The 13,659-nt window shown below is 57.1% G+C and carries 16 protein-coding genes; 10 read left to right on the top strand and 6 right to left on the bottom strand.

Annotated elements, in window-relative coordinates; all coding sequences use genetic code 11:
• Positions 1-14: 14 nt before the first annotated feature.
• Together GBCGDNIH1_RS22175 and GBCGDNIH1_RS22170 are read right to left on the bottom strand one after the other, a co-directional pair.
• On the bottom strand, positions 15-1,571 hold the full coding sequence (locus GBCGDNIH1_RS22175) for a formate dehydrogenase beta subunit (protein ID WP_011632633.1): 1,557 nt from the start codon (positions 1,569-1,571) through the stop codon (positions 15-17).
• Complete coding sequence (locus tag GBCGDNIH1_RS22170) at positions 1,568-2,035, bottom strand: formate dehydrogenase subunit gamma (RefSeq protein ID WP_043453032.1); 468 nt, start codon at positions 2,033-2,035, stop codon at positions 1,568-1,570. The genes GBCGDNIH1_RS22175 and GBCGDNIH1_RS22170 overlap by 4 nt, the downstream gene beginning before the upstream one ends.
• Before the next feature lie 297 nt (positions 2,036-2,332).
• Here GBCGDNIH1_RS22170 and GBCGDNIH1_RS22165 point away from each other — a divergent pair, with 297 nt between their 5' ends.
• Entirely contained in the window at positions 2,333-2,980 is a 648-nt protein-coding gene (locus GBCGDNIH1_RS22165) for a methyltransferase (protein ID WP_043453028.1), read from the top strand.
• A 42-nt stretch (positions 2,981-3,022) separates the two neighbouring features.
• On the opposite strand, the gene GBCGDNIH1_RS22160 is transcribed toward GBCGDNIH1_RS22165, so the two are convergent.
• Positions 3,023-3,940 carry a LysR family transcriptional regulator gene (locus GBCGDNIH1_RS22160; protein WP_011632630.1) on the bottom strand — a complete coding sequence of 306 codons (918 nt, stop codon included), beginning with the start codon at positions 3,938-3,940 and terminating at the stop codon, positions 3,023-3,025.
• 72 nt (positions 3,941-4,012) lie between these two features.
• Here GBCGDNIH1_RS22160 and pqqA point away from each other — a divergent pair, with 72 nt between their 5' ends.
• The 5 genes from pqqA to pqqE all read left to right on the top strand — a co-directional run bounded on the left by pqqA (position 4,013) and on the right by pqqE (position 7,454).
• Positions 4,013-4,198 carry a pyrroloquinoline quinone precursor peptide PqqA gene (pqqA, locus tag GBCGDNIH1_RS24950; RefSeq protein WP_043453026.1) on the top strand — a complete coding sequence of 62 codons (186 nt, stop codon included), beginning with the start codon at positions 4,013-4,015 and terminating at the stop codon, positions 4,196-4,198.
• Positions 4,199-4,323: 125 nt separating this feature from the next.
• Positions 4,324-5,256 carry a pyrroloquinoline quinone biosynthesis protein PqqB gene (gene pqqB / locus GBCGDNIH1_RS22150; RefSeq protein ID WP_011632629.1) on the top strand — a complete coding sequence of 311 codons (933 nt, stop codon included), beginning with the start codon at positions 4,324-4,326 and terminating at the stop codon, positions 5,254-5,256.
• Complete coding sequence (gene pqqC, locus GBCGDNIH1_RS22145; RefSeq protein WP_011632628.1) at positions 5,253-6,020, top strand: pyrroloquinoline-quinone synthase PqqC; 768 nt, start codon at positions 5,253-5,255, stop codon at positions 6,018-6,020. The genes pqqB and pqqC overlap by 4 nt, the downstream gene beginning before the upstream one ends.
• 7 nt (positions 6,021-6,027) lie before the next feature.
• Positions 6,028-6,333, top strand: coding sequence for a pyrroloquinoline quinone biosynthesis peptide chaperone PqqD (pqqD, locus tag GBCGDNIH1_RS22140; RefSeq protein ID WP_011632627.1), 306 nt, complete (start codon positions 6,028-6,030; stop codon positions 6,331-6,333).
• Positions 6,330-7,454, top strand: a complete 1,125-nt coding sequence (pqqE, locus tag GBCGDNIH1_RS22135; RefSeq protein WP_011632626.1) for a pyrroloquinoline quinone biosynthesis protein PqqE — start codon at positions 6,330-6,332, stop codon at positions 7,452-7,454. Before pqqD ends, pqqE begins: the two co-directional genes overlap by 4 nt.
• Before the next feature lie 66 nt (positions 7,455-7,520).
• Here the strand turns inward: pqqE and GBCGDNIH1_RS22130 are convergent, their stop codons facing one another.
• Together GBCGDNIH1_RS22130 and GBCGDNIH1_RS22125 are read right to left on the bottom strand one after the other, a co-directional pair.
• Positions 7,521-7,937: a hypothetical protein gene (locus GBCGDNIH1_RS22130; protein ID WP_011632625.1), complete on the bottom strand. Its 417-nt coding sequence runs from the start codon at positions 7,935-7,937 to the stop codon at positions 7,521-7,523.
• 1 nt (position 7,938) lies between these two features.
• Positions 7,939-8,613, bottom strand: coding sequence for a hypothetical protein (locus GBCGDNIH1_RS22125; RefSeq protein WP_011632624.1), 675 nt, complete (start codon positions 8,611-8,613; stop codon positions 7,939-7,941).
• A 415-nt stretch (positions 8,614-9,028) separates the two neighbouring features.
• Here GBCGDNIH1_RS22125 and GBCGDNIH1_RS22120 point away from each other — a divergent pair, with 415 nt between their 5' ends.
• The 4 genes from GBCGDNIH1_RS22120 to GBCGDNIH1_RS22105 all read left to right on the top strand — a co-directional run bounded on the left by GBCGDNIH1_RS22120 (position 9,029) and on the right by GBCGDNIH1_RS22105 (position 12,981).
• Complete coding sequence (locus GBCGDNIH1_RS22120; protein ID WP_025287256.1) at positions 9,029-10,831, top strand: methanol/ethanol family PQQ-dependent dehydrogenase; 1,803 nt, start codon at positions 9,029-9,031, stop codon at positions 10,829-10,831.
• Between the two features lie 205 nt (positions 10,832-11,036).
• Positions 11,037-11,468 carry a c-type cytochrome gene (locus tag GBCGDNIH1_RS22115; RefSeq protein ID WP_011632621.1) on the top strand — a complete coding sequence of 144 codons (432 nt, stop codon included), beginning with the start codon at positions 11,037-11,039 and terminating at the stop codon, positions 11,466-11,468.
• Positions 11,469-11,532: 64 nt separating this feature from the next.
• The gene (locus GBCGDNIH1_RS22110; RefSeq protein WP_011632620.1) at positions 11,533-12,396 is read left to right on the top strand and encodes a substrate-binding domain-containing protein; all 864 of its coding nucleotides are present in this window, start codon (positions 11,533-11,535) and stop codon (positions 12,394-12,396) included.
• 42 nt (positions 12,397-12,438) lie between these two features.
• A complete protein-coding gene (locus tag GBCGDNIH1_RS22105; RefSeq protein WP_198353663.1) occupies positions 12,439-12,981 on the top strand; it encodes a PQQ-dependent catabolism-associated CXXCW motif protein in 543 nt (180 codons plus the stop codon).
• 23 nt (positions 12,982-13,004) lie between these two features.
• Here the strand turns inward: GBCGDNIH1_RS22105 and GBCGDNIH1_RS22100 are convergent, their stop codons facing one another.
• Positions 13,005-13,646, bottom strand: a complete 642-nt coding sequence (locus tag GBCGDNIH1_RS22100; RefSeq protein ID WP_043453024.1) for a hypothetical protein — start codon at positions 13,644-13,646, stop codon at positions 13,005-13,007.
• Positions 13,647-13,659: the final 13 nt, after the last annotated feature.

The following is a 13,659-nucleotide window of genomic DNA, read 5'->3' as shown; positions in this document are numbered from 1 at the left end:
AGGTCTCCTTTCGCTTATTCCGCTGCCACCGGGACGGTGCGGGGAGCGAAATCCTCGGGGAAATGGGTCATCGCGCTGACCACCGGATAGGGGGTGAAGCCGCCCAGCGCGCACAGGGAGCCGAATTTCATCGTGTTGCAGAGATCTTCCAGCACGGCATAGTTTTTTTCGTGCTGTTCACCGCGCAGCAGTTTGTCCAGCGTTTCAACGCCGCGCGTGGAGCCGATGCGGCATGGCGTGCATTTGCCGCAGCTTTCCTCGGCGCAGAATTCCATGGCGAAGCGGGCCATGTGAGCCATATCGACGGTATCGTCGAAAATAACGATGCCGCCATGGCCGATCAGCCCGTCCTTCGCCGCGAATGCCTCATAATCGAACGGGGTATCGAACAGGGCGCGCGGGAAATAGGCTCCCAACGGACCACCGATCTGCACAGCGCGCACCGGACGCCCCGTCAGTGTGCCACCACCGATCTCATCGACCAGCTCGCCCAGCGTGATACCGAAGGCGATCTCAAACAGGCCGCCTTGCTTGACGTTGCCAGCGATCTGGATCGGCATGGTCCCACGGGAACGGCCAAGACCGAACGCGGCATAAGCCTCACCACCATGGGTCATGATCCATGGCACGGAGGTCAGGGAGATCACGTTGTTGATGACGGTTGGCTGCCCGAACAGACCGGACAAAGCGGGCAAAGGCGGCTTGGCACGCACGACGCCGCGCTTGCCTTCCAGGCTGTCAAGCAGTGCGGTTTCCTCACCGCAGACATAGGCCCCGGCTCCCTGCCGCACTTCCATGTCGAAGGAAATGCCGGAACCGAGAATATTATCACCCAGCATACCCGCTTCGCGTGCGGCGATAATGGCGCGGTTCATCGCGTCAATGGCATGCGGATATTCGGAGCGCGTATAGACATAGCCCTTGGTCGCGCCCACGGCATAACCGGCGATGGTCATGCCTTCGATCAGCACGAAGGGATCGCCTTCCATGATCATGCGGTCGGCAAAGGTGCCGCTATCGCCTTCATCGGCATTGCAGACGATGTATTTCTGGGCGGCTTTCGCACCCAGAACCGTTTTCCATTTGATGCCGGTGGGGAAGCCTGCGCCACCACGACCGCGCAGGCCGGATTTGGTCACGTCCTCGACCACGGCTTCCGGCGTCATAGTTAGCGCGCGGGCAAGGCCCTTGTAGCCGCCATGCGCCTGATAATCACTCAGCGAGCGGGGGTCGACGATGCCGCAGCGCTCGAAAGTCAGACGGGTCTGCTTCTTGAACCAGGGCATTTCCTCGGTCAGGCCATGATTCAGTGCGTGCGGCTTGCCTTCCAGCATGCCGGCATCCAGCAGGCCGGGCAGATCACGTGCGGTCACGGGACCGTAGGCGACGCGGCCGTGCGGTGTTTCCACCTCGACCAGCGTTTCAAGCCACAGCATCCCGCGGGAGCCGTTGCGGATAATGGCGATGTCCAGCGACCGTTCCTGCGCCAGTTGCTCCAGCTTGCGGGCAACGGCGTCAGCGCCGACCGCAAGGGCGGCCGCATCGCGGGGGACGTATACTTTGATGGTCATGCCACGCTCTCCAGCAGCGTATCGACATGGTCCTGATCCAGACGGCCATGCAGCTCATTATCCAGCATCGCCGCGGGTGCGCAGGCGCACAGGCCGAGGCAGAATACCGGCTCAAGCGTCACGGAGCCATTGACCGTGGTGCCATGCCAGTCCACGCGGAGCTTCTCACGAACATGATCGGCCAGGGTATCGGCACCCATCGCCTGACACGCTTCCGCGCGGCATAACTTCAGAACGTGCCGACCGGGCGGGTGGTTCTTGAAATCATGATAAAAGCTGATGACACCATGCACTTCGGCGCGGGACACATTCAGCGCATCCGCAAGCATGGGCACGACTTCTTCCGGCACATACCCGAATTCGGCCTGTAGATCATGAAGGATAGGCAACATGGCGCCTTCCTGGTCACGATGGGTATCGATAATTCTTGCAGCGCGTTCCGCGCTGAAAGCGTCCTTGGCCATGATTTGGCTCACCGCGCTTGATTCAGTTTCCTCTGGAAGCTGTTATCTGCGCCCTTCATCTTCTTCCATCAAGGTGCGAGTCTTTATGCTGCGATAGAACAATTCTATCATCCTAGCGGGAAAACAATTTAAATGAGAATGGTTCGCATTGATTGGGCAGTTTGAAATTTAATGCTTCGCTAAGTTACAAAACAGGTTATTTTTTAATTAAAAACAATAACATTGAATGAATAAAAAATATATGCTTTAAAATTAGAGAAAGTGCTTTCTTGTAAAATAAAATTTTGGATTTTTGAAATGCTCGATGCAATTGGCCTTAGGCATGGTACCGATAAATCTTCAAGGTATCATGATTTTTTAAATTTCTATGACCGAAGATTTAATCATTTAAGAAAAGAAAAATTTTTATTTCTTGAGATTGGTGTCTACGAAGGTCAATCTCTCTCAATGTGGAGGGAATACTTCGAGAATGCAACCGTTGTAGGCGTTGATATCAATCAGGATTGTATGCGTTTTAATAATAATGGTATTTCTGTCCGAATTGGCGATTCCAGTAATGTAGATTTCTTGTTTGATATTATCAATGAATTTGGCAAACCGCTTATTGTTCTGGATGATGGCTCTCACCGTTGGGATCATCAGATATTGGCGTTTCAGACTTTGTTTCCGATTTTGCTGAAGGGCGGCTATTATGTCGTCGAGGATCTGGATACGAGTTTTCGGGCGCATCTGAAACGCGGTGCTCTGGAAGGCTATTCTCGAATCAGCGCATTTGACTATCTTTCACTGCTTGCCCGCCGCGTGGTGGCGGACAGCGCGTTTGATGATGAGCCGGAACACGATCTTTTTATTCACGAGAACTACAGGTCGGTCAGTACGGTGGAATTTGCCCGCCGTACCTGCGTTATATCCAAAAAAACCAATTCCGATCGTGGTCCTGTCTGAATAATAAACTCGCCCTGCCTCGGCTTGAGGCAGGGCCTTATTTTATTGGCCAGCCTGATTGATGGTTACTTGTTCAAGATGGGCTGCAATGGCTTCCGCTTCCTTGAAAAGCGCGGCGATCAGGGGGGTCAGCGGATCGCGGTGAGGAATAACCAGTCCTACCGTAGGTGCGGGAGGGCCCCCGACAATCGGAATAGCCCGCAATTCGGGATTCAGGCCTAGAATATCGACCAGCCGTGCCGGCATGATACTGGCCCATGCTCCGGTGCGGACATGGGACCACAGACCGATCATGGAATTGGATTCCAGACTGACCTTCGGTTCGACCCCGGTCGAGGATAGCATTCGGTCAAGAATGCGACGATTTTGCATATCGGGTGTCAGCAGACAAAGCGGCAGACCGGACAGATCCTGCCATGCCACTTCCTCCCGGTCACCAAGCGGTGCATGAGGGGCCGTTACCAAACAGTAATGTTCCCGATAGAGCGGAATCGCACGGACCCGGCCCAACGGCTCGTTATCCAGATAAGAAATACCGGCATCCGCCTCGAAATTCTCGATCAGCGACAGGGTCGCAATGGATGATTTCGAGACAATGGTAAAAGTGACATCCGGATGTCTGTCTCGAAATGGTGTCGTCAAGGTTGAGACGATCGGCATCGCGGTCGGGATGACGGCCAGGCGGAGATTCCCATTCAGCCCGTATTTCAGAGCCTGGATCTCCTGACGCATGGCCTTGGTGTCGGTCGTGATGCGCCGTGCCCAGTCAAGCGCGCGTTCACCCTCCGGCGTAAAGCCGATAAACCGTGCGCCACGTTGCACCAGGAGCGCCCCAAGCTGTTCCTCAAGCTGTTTGAGGCCAGCCGAAAGGGTGGGTTGCGTCACACCGCAGGTTTCGGCGGCACGCCCGAAATGATGCTCCCGCGACAGGGCCAGCAGGTATTCCAGCTTATCAATCACGAACTCTGTTCCAACTCTCTCATCCCGCTATCCGGCCTAATTCTCCGGCGCGAATCTGTCTGCACGCCTATCATGGAGGCAAAACTTTCCATTGGCCAATTGATCCAGGCGATTGACGGGCAGGGCAACACGCTTATATCGTTGGAATTGTCCAAAAACCAAAATACTGGAGGAACTTTAAAAATGGCTTGGAACACACCTTCTGTGACCGAAATCGCTCTGGGCGCCGAGATCAACGCTTACGCCTGCGCTGAGTGATTGCGCCCGACCGTCCGGGATAACGCTTCTCAGCTTGGCCGGATGGTCCTGATACAGTAATGCGGCGGCCCCATCAGGTCGCCGCAGTTCTGTTGTTTTCATTTTAACCATGGTCGGACCGTGCGATGAAAATCGTCGTTCTCGGGTCGGCTGCAGGTGGCGGCTTCCCTCAGTGGAACTCCAACGCCGCCGGATGTCGTCGCGCCAGGGCGGGCGATCCCAAGGCGGCACCGCGCACGCAGGCGTCCATTGCCGTCAGTCAGGACGGCGTTTTCTGGTTTTTGTTTAATGCCTCGCCCGATATCCGCCAGCAGATCGAGGCGAATGCGGTGCTGCATCCGAGCGGTGCCATCCGTTCGACACCAATTGCGGGTGTTGTGCTCACCAATGGCGATGTCGATGCACTTGCCGGCTTGCTGACCCTGCGGGAGAGGCAGGCTTTTACCGTGTATGCTACCAGTCGGGTGCACGGTATCCTCAATGACAATCCTATTTTTGAGGTTTTGGCACGGGATGTGGTGGAGCGCCGGATCATTCCGGCCAGCGGGCCGTTTGTCCTGACCCTGCCGGGTGGCGAACCATCCGGCCTGACTGTCGAGTTCTTCCCGGTTCCGGGCAAAGTCCCCCTCTATCTGGAACAGGAAGGCCTGCTGATGAATGCCCCCGCGCCGGTTGAGGAAGGGGAGCAGACAGTGGGGGCGGCTATTTCCGACGGGCGCTCTACGGCCTGTTTTATTCCAGCCTGCGCGATGATGACCGATTCTCTGAGGCAGCGTCTGGCGGGTGTCGATACGGTATTTTTCGACGGCACGTTATGGTCTGATGATGAGATGATCCGTGCCGGGCTGGTTCCAAAAACCGGTCGCCGCATGGGGCATATGAGCGTCAGCGGAGAAGACGGCACCATCGCTTCGTTCCGCGATCTGGGTGTACGACAGAAAATCCTGATTCATATCAACAACTCCAATCCCGTCTTGTTGGAAGACAGCGCGGAGCGTGCTGAAGCGCTCGCGGCGGGGTGGACCGTCGCCCATGATGGGATGCAGATAGAATTATGACACAGCTTCATAACCGTACAGCCGGGCAGGAAACCAACAGGGTCATGACGCCGGACGAACTGGAAGCCGCTCTTCGGGCTGTCGGAGCCGAGCGTTATCATAATCTCCACCCGTTTCACCGCTTGCTGCACGATGGTGCGCTGACGCGTGGACAGGTGCAGGCCTGGGCACTCAACCGGTACCATTATCAGGCCAGCATCCCGGCCAAGGATGCGGCCCTGCTGTCGCGTCTGCCGACGGCCGAGTTACGGCGCGAGTGGCGGCGGCGTCTGGTGGATCATGACGGCACCGAACCCGGCACTGGCGGGATCGCCCGCTGGTTGAAACTGGCCGAGGGAGTCGGGCTGGATGCCGCCTATGTCGAGAGCAGGGAGGGCTTGCTGCCCACGACCCGCTTCGCCGTGGATGCCTATGTGACATTCTGCCGCGAGAAGCCGATTCTTGAGGCGATCGCGTCTTCTCTGACCGAGATGTTCTCGCCGACCATTATCCGGGAACGGGTGTCCGGCATGCTGGCAAATTATGACTGGGTGTCGGAGGAAACGCTGGCCTATTTCAAGCCGCGCCTGACCCAGGCTCCACGCGATGTGGATTTTGCGCTGGCTTATGTGAAGGAGCATGCCCGCACCCCCGAACAGCAGCAGGCCGTGATTGCAGCCCTGCGGTTCAAGTGTGATGTGCTCTGGTCGCAGCTTGATGCGCTGTATTATTCCTATGTGGCCCCCGGCAATATTCCGCCCGGTGCCTTCGTACCTGAGGTCTAGAGACAAAATGTCTGCCCCTCAGGATCAAGCTCTGCCCCGGGCTTTGAATGAAGAAGCGGTGCCGCGTTTCGGTCAGGGTATGAAGTTCCGGCATGACAAGGTGCGTGACGCATGGGTCATCCTTGGGCCGGAGCGGTTGTTTCAGCCCGACCCTGTGGCGGCGGAAATTCTCAAGCTCGTCGATGGTCAGAAAACGATCGGCGCAATCATCGATGAGCTGGTATCCCGTTTTGCGGCACCGAGGGAGGTGATCGCGGCTGATGTCGTCACCATGTTTGTGGATATGTCGGCGAAGGGAGCCATCCGGTTATGAGCACCATCGAACCTCCTATGGGGCTGCTGGCGGAGCTGACGCATCGCTGTCCCCTGCAATGTCCGTACTGTTCCAACCCTCTTGAACTGGAGCGCGCGGGAATCGAGCTGAAAACCGAGGAATGGCTGCGCATCATGGATGAGGCGGCCGAACTGGGCGTGCTGCAGATGCACTTCTCCGGCGGCGAGCCGATGGTGCGGAAGGATCTGCCGGAGTTGATCGCCAGAGCGGTCGAGCGGCAGATGTATACGAATATCATCACCTCCGGTGTGCTGCTGGATGAGGCGATGATGGAACGGCTGATGAAGGCCGGTATCGATCATATCCAGCTCAGTTTTCAGGATGTGGATGTCGAGAATGCCGAGCGTATCGGCGGTCTGGCCGGAGCACAGTCGAAAAAGCTGAAAGCCGCCCGGCTGATCAAGGAAGCAGGCCTGCCTCTGACACTGAATTACGTAATTCATCGGCAGAACATGGAAAATCTGCCACGCATGCTGGAAGCCGCCCAGGCAATGGGGGCGACTCGTACAGAGATCGCGAATGTCCAGTATTATGGCTGGGGTCTGGTCAACCGTGATGCGCTGTTGCCGAGTCGGGAGCAGCTGGAAATTGCCACCGCGACCGTGGAAGAGGCGCGGGAGCGGCTGAAAGGTGTCATGGTCATTGATTACGTGACGCCGGATTATTATGCGAAACGCCCGAAAGCCTGCATGGGAGGTTGGGCGCGGCGCTTCATCAATATTTCGCCCTCCGGCAAGGCTCTGCCCTGTCATGCGGCAGAGACTCTGACCGGGCTGGAATTTCCGTCTGTGCGCGAATGGTCGCTGGCGGATATCTGGAGTGGCGCACCGGCTTTCCAGAAATATCGTGGTACGGACTGGATGCCGGAACCGTGTCGTTCCTGTGACCGGCGGGAAATCGATTGGGGCGGTTGCCGCTGTCAGGCTTTCGCGCTGACCGGGGATATGGATATTACCGATCCGGCCTGCGCCCTGTCACCTGCGCATCATGTGATGGAAGAAGCCGTTTCTGCGCGTGGTGATGTGGCGCCGGATTACGTGTATCGCCGGATCGGCAATGCACCCGTTCCGAACGAGGTTCTGTCCCCCGTTGCCGAATAGCGGGGTGCTGATGATCTGCCGGCCACAGAGGAATGTTTCCTCCATGACCGGCCTCTCACATCAGATTTAATGGCAGCGTAGATTCGCTTCAGCTTGAGCCTGCCGCAGCCTGTCCACCAGTTTCGTCAGTATGGCGGTGGAACGAAACTCCTCGGCCCGCTGACCAAGCGCGCCTTGCAGCATGCTGAGGACTGTTTCCGCATGCTGGTAGTCGTCGTAGCTCATCTGATCGGCAATCGTGTCGATCCCGCAGGAGCATTTATCCAGAAACTCGTGCTTCATGCCGTTGGAGGCAAGGCAACCGATCACGTAATCGGCGCGGGCTGAGGTCGGATAATCATAGCGCGGTTTGTGAGGTTGATTGGGGTCGGCGGCCTCATCAGCCATTGCCATTGTCGGCAGTGTCAGAAGGCCCGTCAACAAAACCGCCCAGCGTATCGAGACTGTCGGTAAGCCAGGCAGGATTTTTCGTGCATAAGCCATATCAGGGTTTCACCGTTTTGAACGTGAGGATCTGGCTGACCGGCGGAATACCGCTTTTCGAATCGCCGGGCTGTTCCGTGCTGATTTGAGCAATGCCGCCAGGTAGCTGGTCGCACAGGATGATGGTGTATTTCTTGTGCTGAAGGAACGGCACGTTCTCCAACCGGGTTTCGGTGGCGAACGGTTCCATGACGACCTGTTTGGCAGGCAGTGACTTGCCGTCATGGGTGAAGGTGGTATCCGTGACGGCAGCCTTGAAAAAGCCTTCCTTGACGCGGGCACGGAAATAGGCGGCGGCCATGCCGATGGATTTTTTCATCTCCATGACATCATGTTCCAGAAAGATCATCACCAGCGGATTGCCGCGATAATCATCCAGCGATGGTGTGAACATGAAGCGGTCGCCAGTCAGGAAGTGAAACCCGACCAGCTTGGTTCCATCGGGATGGATCTTGATGATCTGCTCTGACACCGTGTCCGTAAAAGGCTGCGGACCTTTGTACTCATAGGAATAGATCAGCGTTTCCGGCTGGGTGATATTGGCCAGATGCGGTGATTCGAACACGGCATGGACGGCCGGATTGGTGGATGGTTCGGTGCCGGGCTGATCGGCGGCAAAGGCCGGAGCGGTCAGCAACATGGCGGAGAGCAAGGCAGAGAGGGAGTAACGGAGCATTTCCTGAACCTGACGGCATTTAATGCCAGTTTATTTGCTTATAATGATAGTTGTGCGCGGTTTTAGTCTATCATTCTTCCCACGTTCTGGAATGAGCAAAGTGATCATCCCGTTTCTCTAAAACGTAATTTAAGTGACGAATCATGACAGCAGATACCGCCGGAAAGTGACAGAGAGTCTATAATATCCAGACATCATGCGCTGTTGTGACGATGTATTTTCCAATCATGTAACCTGTTTTATGCATTTTATGCCATATTGCCTCTTGTCGTTGGAAGGCGGTGGGAGATAATCTCCCGCGCGCCACATCCGCCAGCACAGGTGGGGGTGGCTTCGACCGGCTTCTGCCAATGCCAGACCTGCCGGAAAGGTGGGCGTTTTTGGTGGGGGTCGGCCAAACCCAGGGAGGATTTTTATGAAGTCCAGCAAGCGACTGCTTGCGATGTCCGTTGCCGTGTCAGCCTTTGTCGGCCTGACTGCGGTTGATGGCGCGCGTGCCAATGAAGATCTCGCGAAACTGTCCAAGAACCCGGCCAACTGGTCCATGCAGGCCGGTGATTTCGCCAATCAGCGTTACAGCGCGCTGAAGCAGATCACGGTTGCCAATGCCGGCAAGCTGCATCCGGTGTGGAGCTTCTCCACCGGTGTTCTGCGTGGCCATGAAGGCGGCCCGCTTGTGATTGGCGATGTCATGTATGTGCATACGCCGTTCCCGAACAAGGTGTTCGCCCTCGATCTGAACGACAATGGCCGCGTGATCTGGTCGTACGAACCGAAGCAGGATCCGGAAGTCATTCCGGTGATGTGCTGTGACACCGTGAATCGCGGCGTTGCTTATGGTGACGGCAAGATCATTCTGGCCCAGGCCGACACCAAGGTTGTCGCCCTCGACGCCAAGACCGGCAAGGAAGTCTGGAAAGTCACCAACGGCGATCCGAAGAAGGGTGAAACCTCCACCAGCGCCCCCTTCATCGTGAAGGACAAGGTGATTGTTGGTATCTCCGGTGGTGAATTCGGTGTGCAGGGCCGTCTGACCGCTTACAGCCTGAAAGACGGCAAGCTGGTCTGGAAGGCGTTTTCCACCGGGCCGGATGACCAGATCCTGTTCGATGACAAGACCACCGCTCTCGGCAAGCCGGTTGGCAAGGACAGCTCCATCAAGACCTGGCAGGGCGATCAGTGGAAAACGGGTGGCGGTGCGACCTGGGGCTGGTATTCCTACGATCCGAAGCTGAACCTGGTCTATTACGGGTCCGGCAATCCCAGCACCTGGAATCCGGTGCAGCGTCCTGGTGAAAACAAGTGGTCCATGACCATTTTCGCGCGTGATGCGGATACCGGCGTTGCAAAGTGGGTCTATCAGATGACCCCGCATGACGAATGGGACTATGACGGCATCAACGAAATGATCCTCGCCGACACGAAAGTGAACGGCAAGGAAACCAAGGCGCTGGTGCATTTCGACCGTAACGGCTTCGCCTATGTGCTTGACCGCGTGACGGGTGAGCTGCTGCAGGCGAACAAGTTCGATCCGATCGTCAACTGGGCCACCGGCGTTGATCTGAAGACCGGCCTGCCTGATCGTGTGAAGAAATACTCCACCGAAGCGGGTGGTGAAGACCACAACACGAAGGGCATCTGCCCCGCCGCTCTCGGCGTCAAGGACCAGCAGCCTGCTTCGTTCGATCCGCAGAACCACATGTTCTACGTGCCGACGAACCACATCTGCATGGATTATGAGCCGTTCAAGGTATCCTATACCGCCGGTCAGCCTTTCGTCGGCTCCACCGTCAATATGTATCCGCCGCCGGGCGAAAACCATCTGGGCAACTTCATCGCCTATGATGTTAACAAGGGCAAGATTGCCTGGTCCGATCCGGAACTGTTCTCCGTATGGTCCGGTGCGCTCTCCACGGCTGGTGGCGTTGTGTATTACGGCACGCTGGAAGGCTATCTGAAGGCAGTCGATGCCAAGACCGGCAAGCTGCTCTACAAATACAAGACCCCGTCCGGCATCATCGGCAACGTCAATGCCTATGAGCACAAGGGCAAGCAGTATATCGCCGTTCTGTCCGGCCTTGGTGGCTGGGCCGGTATCGGTATGGCCGCTGGCCTGTCCGGGGACGCTGAAGGTCTGGGTGCAGTGGGTGCCTATCGCTCGCTCGCCAACTACACGCAGCTTGGTGGCGTGCTGACGGTATTCGGCATCGACAACTGATTGATGCCGGCTATCGTCTGACAGACTGATTATTGGCCCCGGCGACATTGACGTGTCGCCGGGGTTCTTTATCTTGCTATCGCGTCCAAAATGCCTCGGATGCCGGAATTAGTCTGGGGCAAATATGCAGATAACGCGGAATTTGTCCCAAAGCCGATGTCGCCCCTGACAACGGCCTTTTGACTGAGGAAGGAAAAGACGATCCATGCCACACATCAAAACACGCCTTGCCGCCGTCCTGCTCAGCGTGGCTTTCGCTGGCGGTGCCATTTCCGCGGCCCATGCGGATGATGCGCCGGATTACAAGAAGCATGTGAAAGACGGCAAGGGCGACAAGACGATTGCTCATGGCTACAATTTTTATGGCGATAACTGCCTGCGTTGCCATGGTCCCGATGGTTCCGGCAGCTCCTATGCTCCTAATCTGACCAACTCGCTCAAGACCATGAGCTATGACACGTTCACCCAGACCGTCATTAATGGTCGCAAGAATGTTTCCACCACCAGCGACAGCGTGATGCCTGCTTTTGGTGAAGTCGCCGACGTCGTCAACAATCTCGATTCGATCTATATGTACCTGAAGGCCCGTTCTGACGGGGCGCTGGGCCGCGGTCGTCCGAAGCGTTTCGACGACTGATCAGTCCCTCTTCCTTTCCGGCGGGGCGTCGTGCTTCGCCGGATCAGGATTCCTGGAGCGTGCCATGCGTCGTGTCATGACTGGGCGGTTGCGGTTTCTGGCCGCCGTCTCGACCTTTCTGGCGTTTTGTGCGGCGCATGCGCCTGCTTTTGCCCAATATGATGTCGATCTGGTCAGTCGGTCTGCTTTCCGCGTCTGCGCCGATCCATCCGATATGCCTTTCTCCAATAAAAAGCGGGAAGGTTTTGAAAACAAGATTGCCACATTGCTGGCGAAAACCTTGTCGCTTCCCGTCAGTTACACGTGGTTTCCACAGACTGTTGGTTTTCTGCGCAACACGCTGATCGCCGAAAAATGTGATGTTGTGATTGGTGTCGTGCCGGGTAACGGCATGATGGACAGCACCAGCGCCTATTATCACTCCGCCTATATGATCGTGACGCGGCAGGAGGATCACCTCACTGCGACCTCCGTGACGGATCCCTCTCTGGCAGGCAAACGGTTCGGCCTGATTGCGGCGACCCCGCCTTCCGATCTTCTGTTGCATGCTCATCTGATTGATCGTGCGACCGCCTATTCTCTGCAAGTCGATACACGTGTCGAGTCGCCCCCGCGCCAGATGTTGCAGGATCTGCTGGATCACAAGATCGATGTGGCCCTGATCTGGGGGCCTTTCGCCGGCTATTTCATCGCCGAGGGCAAGCTGCCGCTGCATATGGATTTTTTGCAGTCGGATGGAAAAGTACGGCTTGATTATCGTGTTGCGCTCGGTGTGCGTCCGAATGAAACAGAATGGCGCCGTCGTCTGAATGCGGCCTTGCGCAAAAACCAGCCTGCTATCGACGATATTCTCATGGCCTATCATGTACCGTTGCTGGATGAACAAAACCACCCGATCATCCCGAAAGCGGCACCTGCCGCGCAGTGAGCCGGCCCCACAGGAAAGATGGCGGAGGAAAGCATGAGAACGATGCGGCTTGCGGCTGGGCTGATTGCATCCTTGCTGGTGGGGGCCGCATCCCCTGCGCCGGAGCCTGATGGTTACCGGATGCAGGATTTCCGGGCGCCGACCCCCGCGACGCTTAAAGGCGCCATCGTGCTGGATGCGGAGGCGCTGCATACAGTGATCGAGCGGGGCCGGGTGGTCCTGATTGATGCCATGGTCGCTCCTCGCAAGCCGAAAGGAAGTGCGCCGGAAACGCCATGGATGCCTCCACCGCGCCTCGATATTCCCGGTAGTCTGTGGCTGGCCGATATCGGACTGGGAACATTGCCGCCAGGCGTTGATACATGGTTCCGGCATCAGCTTGCCAACGCCACCATGGGCGACAAGGGCAAACTGCTTGTGTTCTATTGCCTGCCCAATTGCTGGATGAGCTGGAATGCGGCCAAGCGCGCACTCTCCTACGGCTATCCCCATGTCGCATGGTTTCCGGGAGGAACCGAGGCATGGAAAGCAGCTGGTTACCGGCTTGTGCCGAACCAGCCTGTTTTCCCGCCAGAGCAGCCTTAACACCCCTGTATGACGCGCAGGATTTAGTGCGCAGACTGGATTTTTGCCTGTAACGTCCGGGCATAGGCCGCCAGCCGCCCTTCCAGATCAGCGGGGGCTTCACAGGCATAGCGCATCGTGTGCTGGGTTTCCTGATAGCTGCGGACCAGCAATCCACGCTCACTATTCAGGTCGTTGAATTTAACCAGATCGGCGCCCTGCGGCTCTTCCGGCAATTTGGATAGATCGCCATTGACCGCCTCCACCTGTCTGGCAATTCCGCGTTGGTGACGGCCCAATTCCTTGATGCGGGAAATCAGCGATGCGCGTTCCGTATCGACCGCAGCCGTAATATCCGCGAACAGGGTTCCCAGCACCTTGCTACGCTCTGCCTGCGGAATGGTATCGGCATAGGCCGCAAGCCTGGCCTGACCATCCGCCAGCGGAAGGGAGCGGTCGGAGACGGCAGCAATCACGGCGGTACGGGCCTTGTCCTGTGGTGCATCCTCGGCGGAAGGAACAGGCGCTTCTCCGGCCCAGTAGGTGGCTGCCGCGACATGCGGCACCAGCCTTTGTTGGCACGGCCAGTCAGGATCCTTGTCGAAAGACGCGGACCATGACGGCGTGGTGGCCGCCGTTGTCAGCAGCAGCAGAGAAGTCAGACGAAAGACGGTGTTGCGAAGCATGAGGTTCGACACT

Source organism: Granulibacter bethesdensis CGDNIH1, assembly GCF_000014285.2.
Taxonomy (GTDB): domain Bacteria; phylum Pseudomonadota; class Alphaproteobacteria; order Acetobacterales; family Acetobacteraceae; genus Granulibacter; species Granulibacter bethesdensis.
This window is presented reverse-complemented; position numbering and strand designations above follow the sequence as displayed.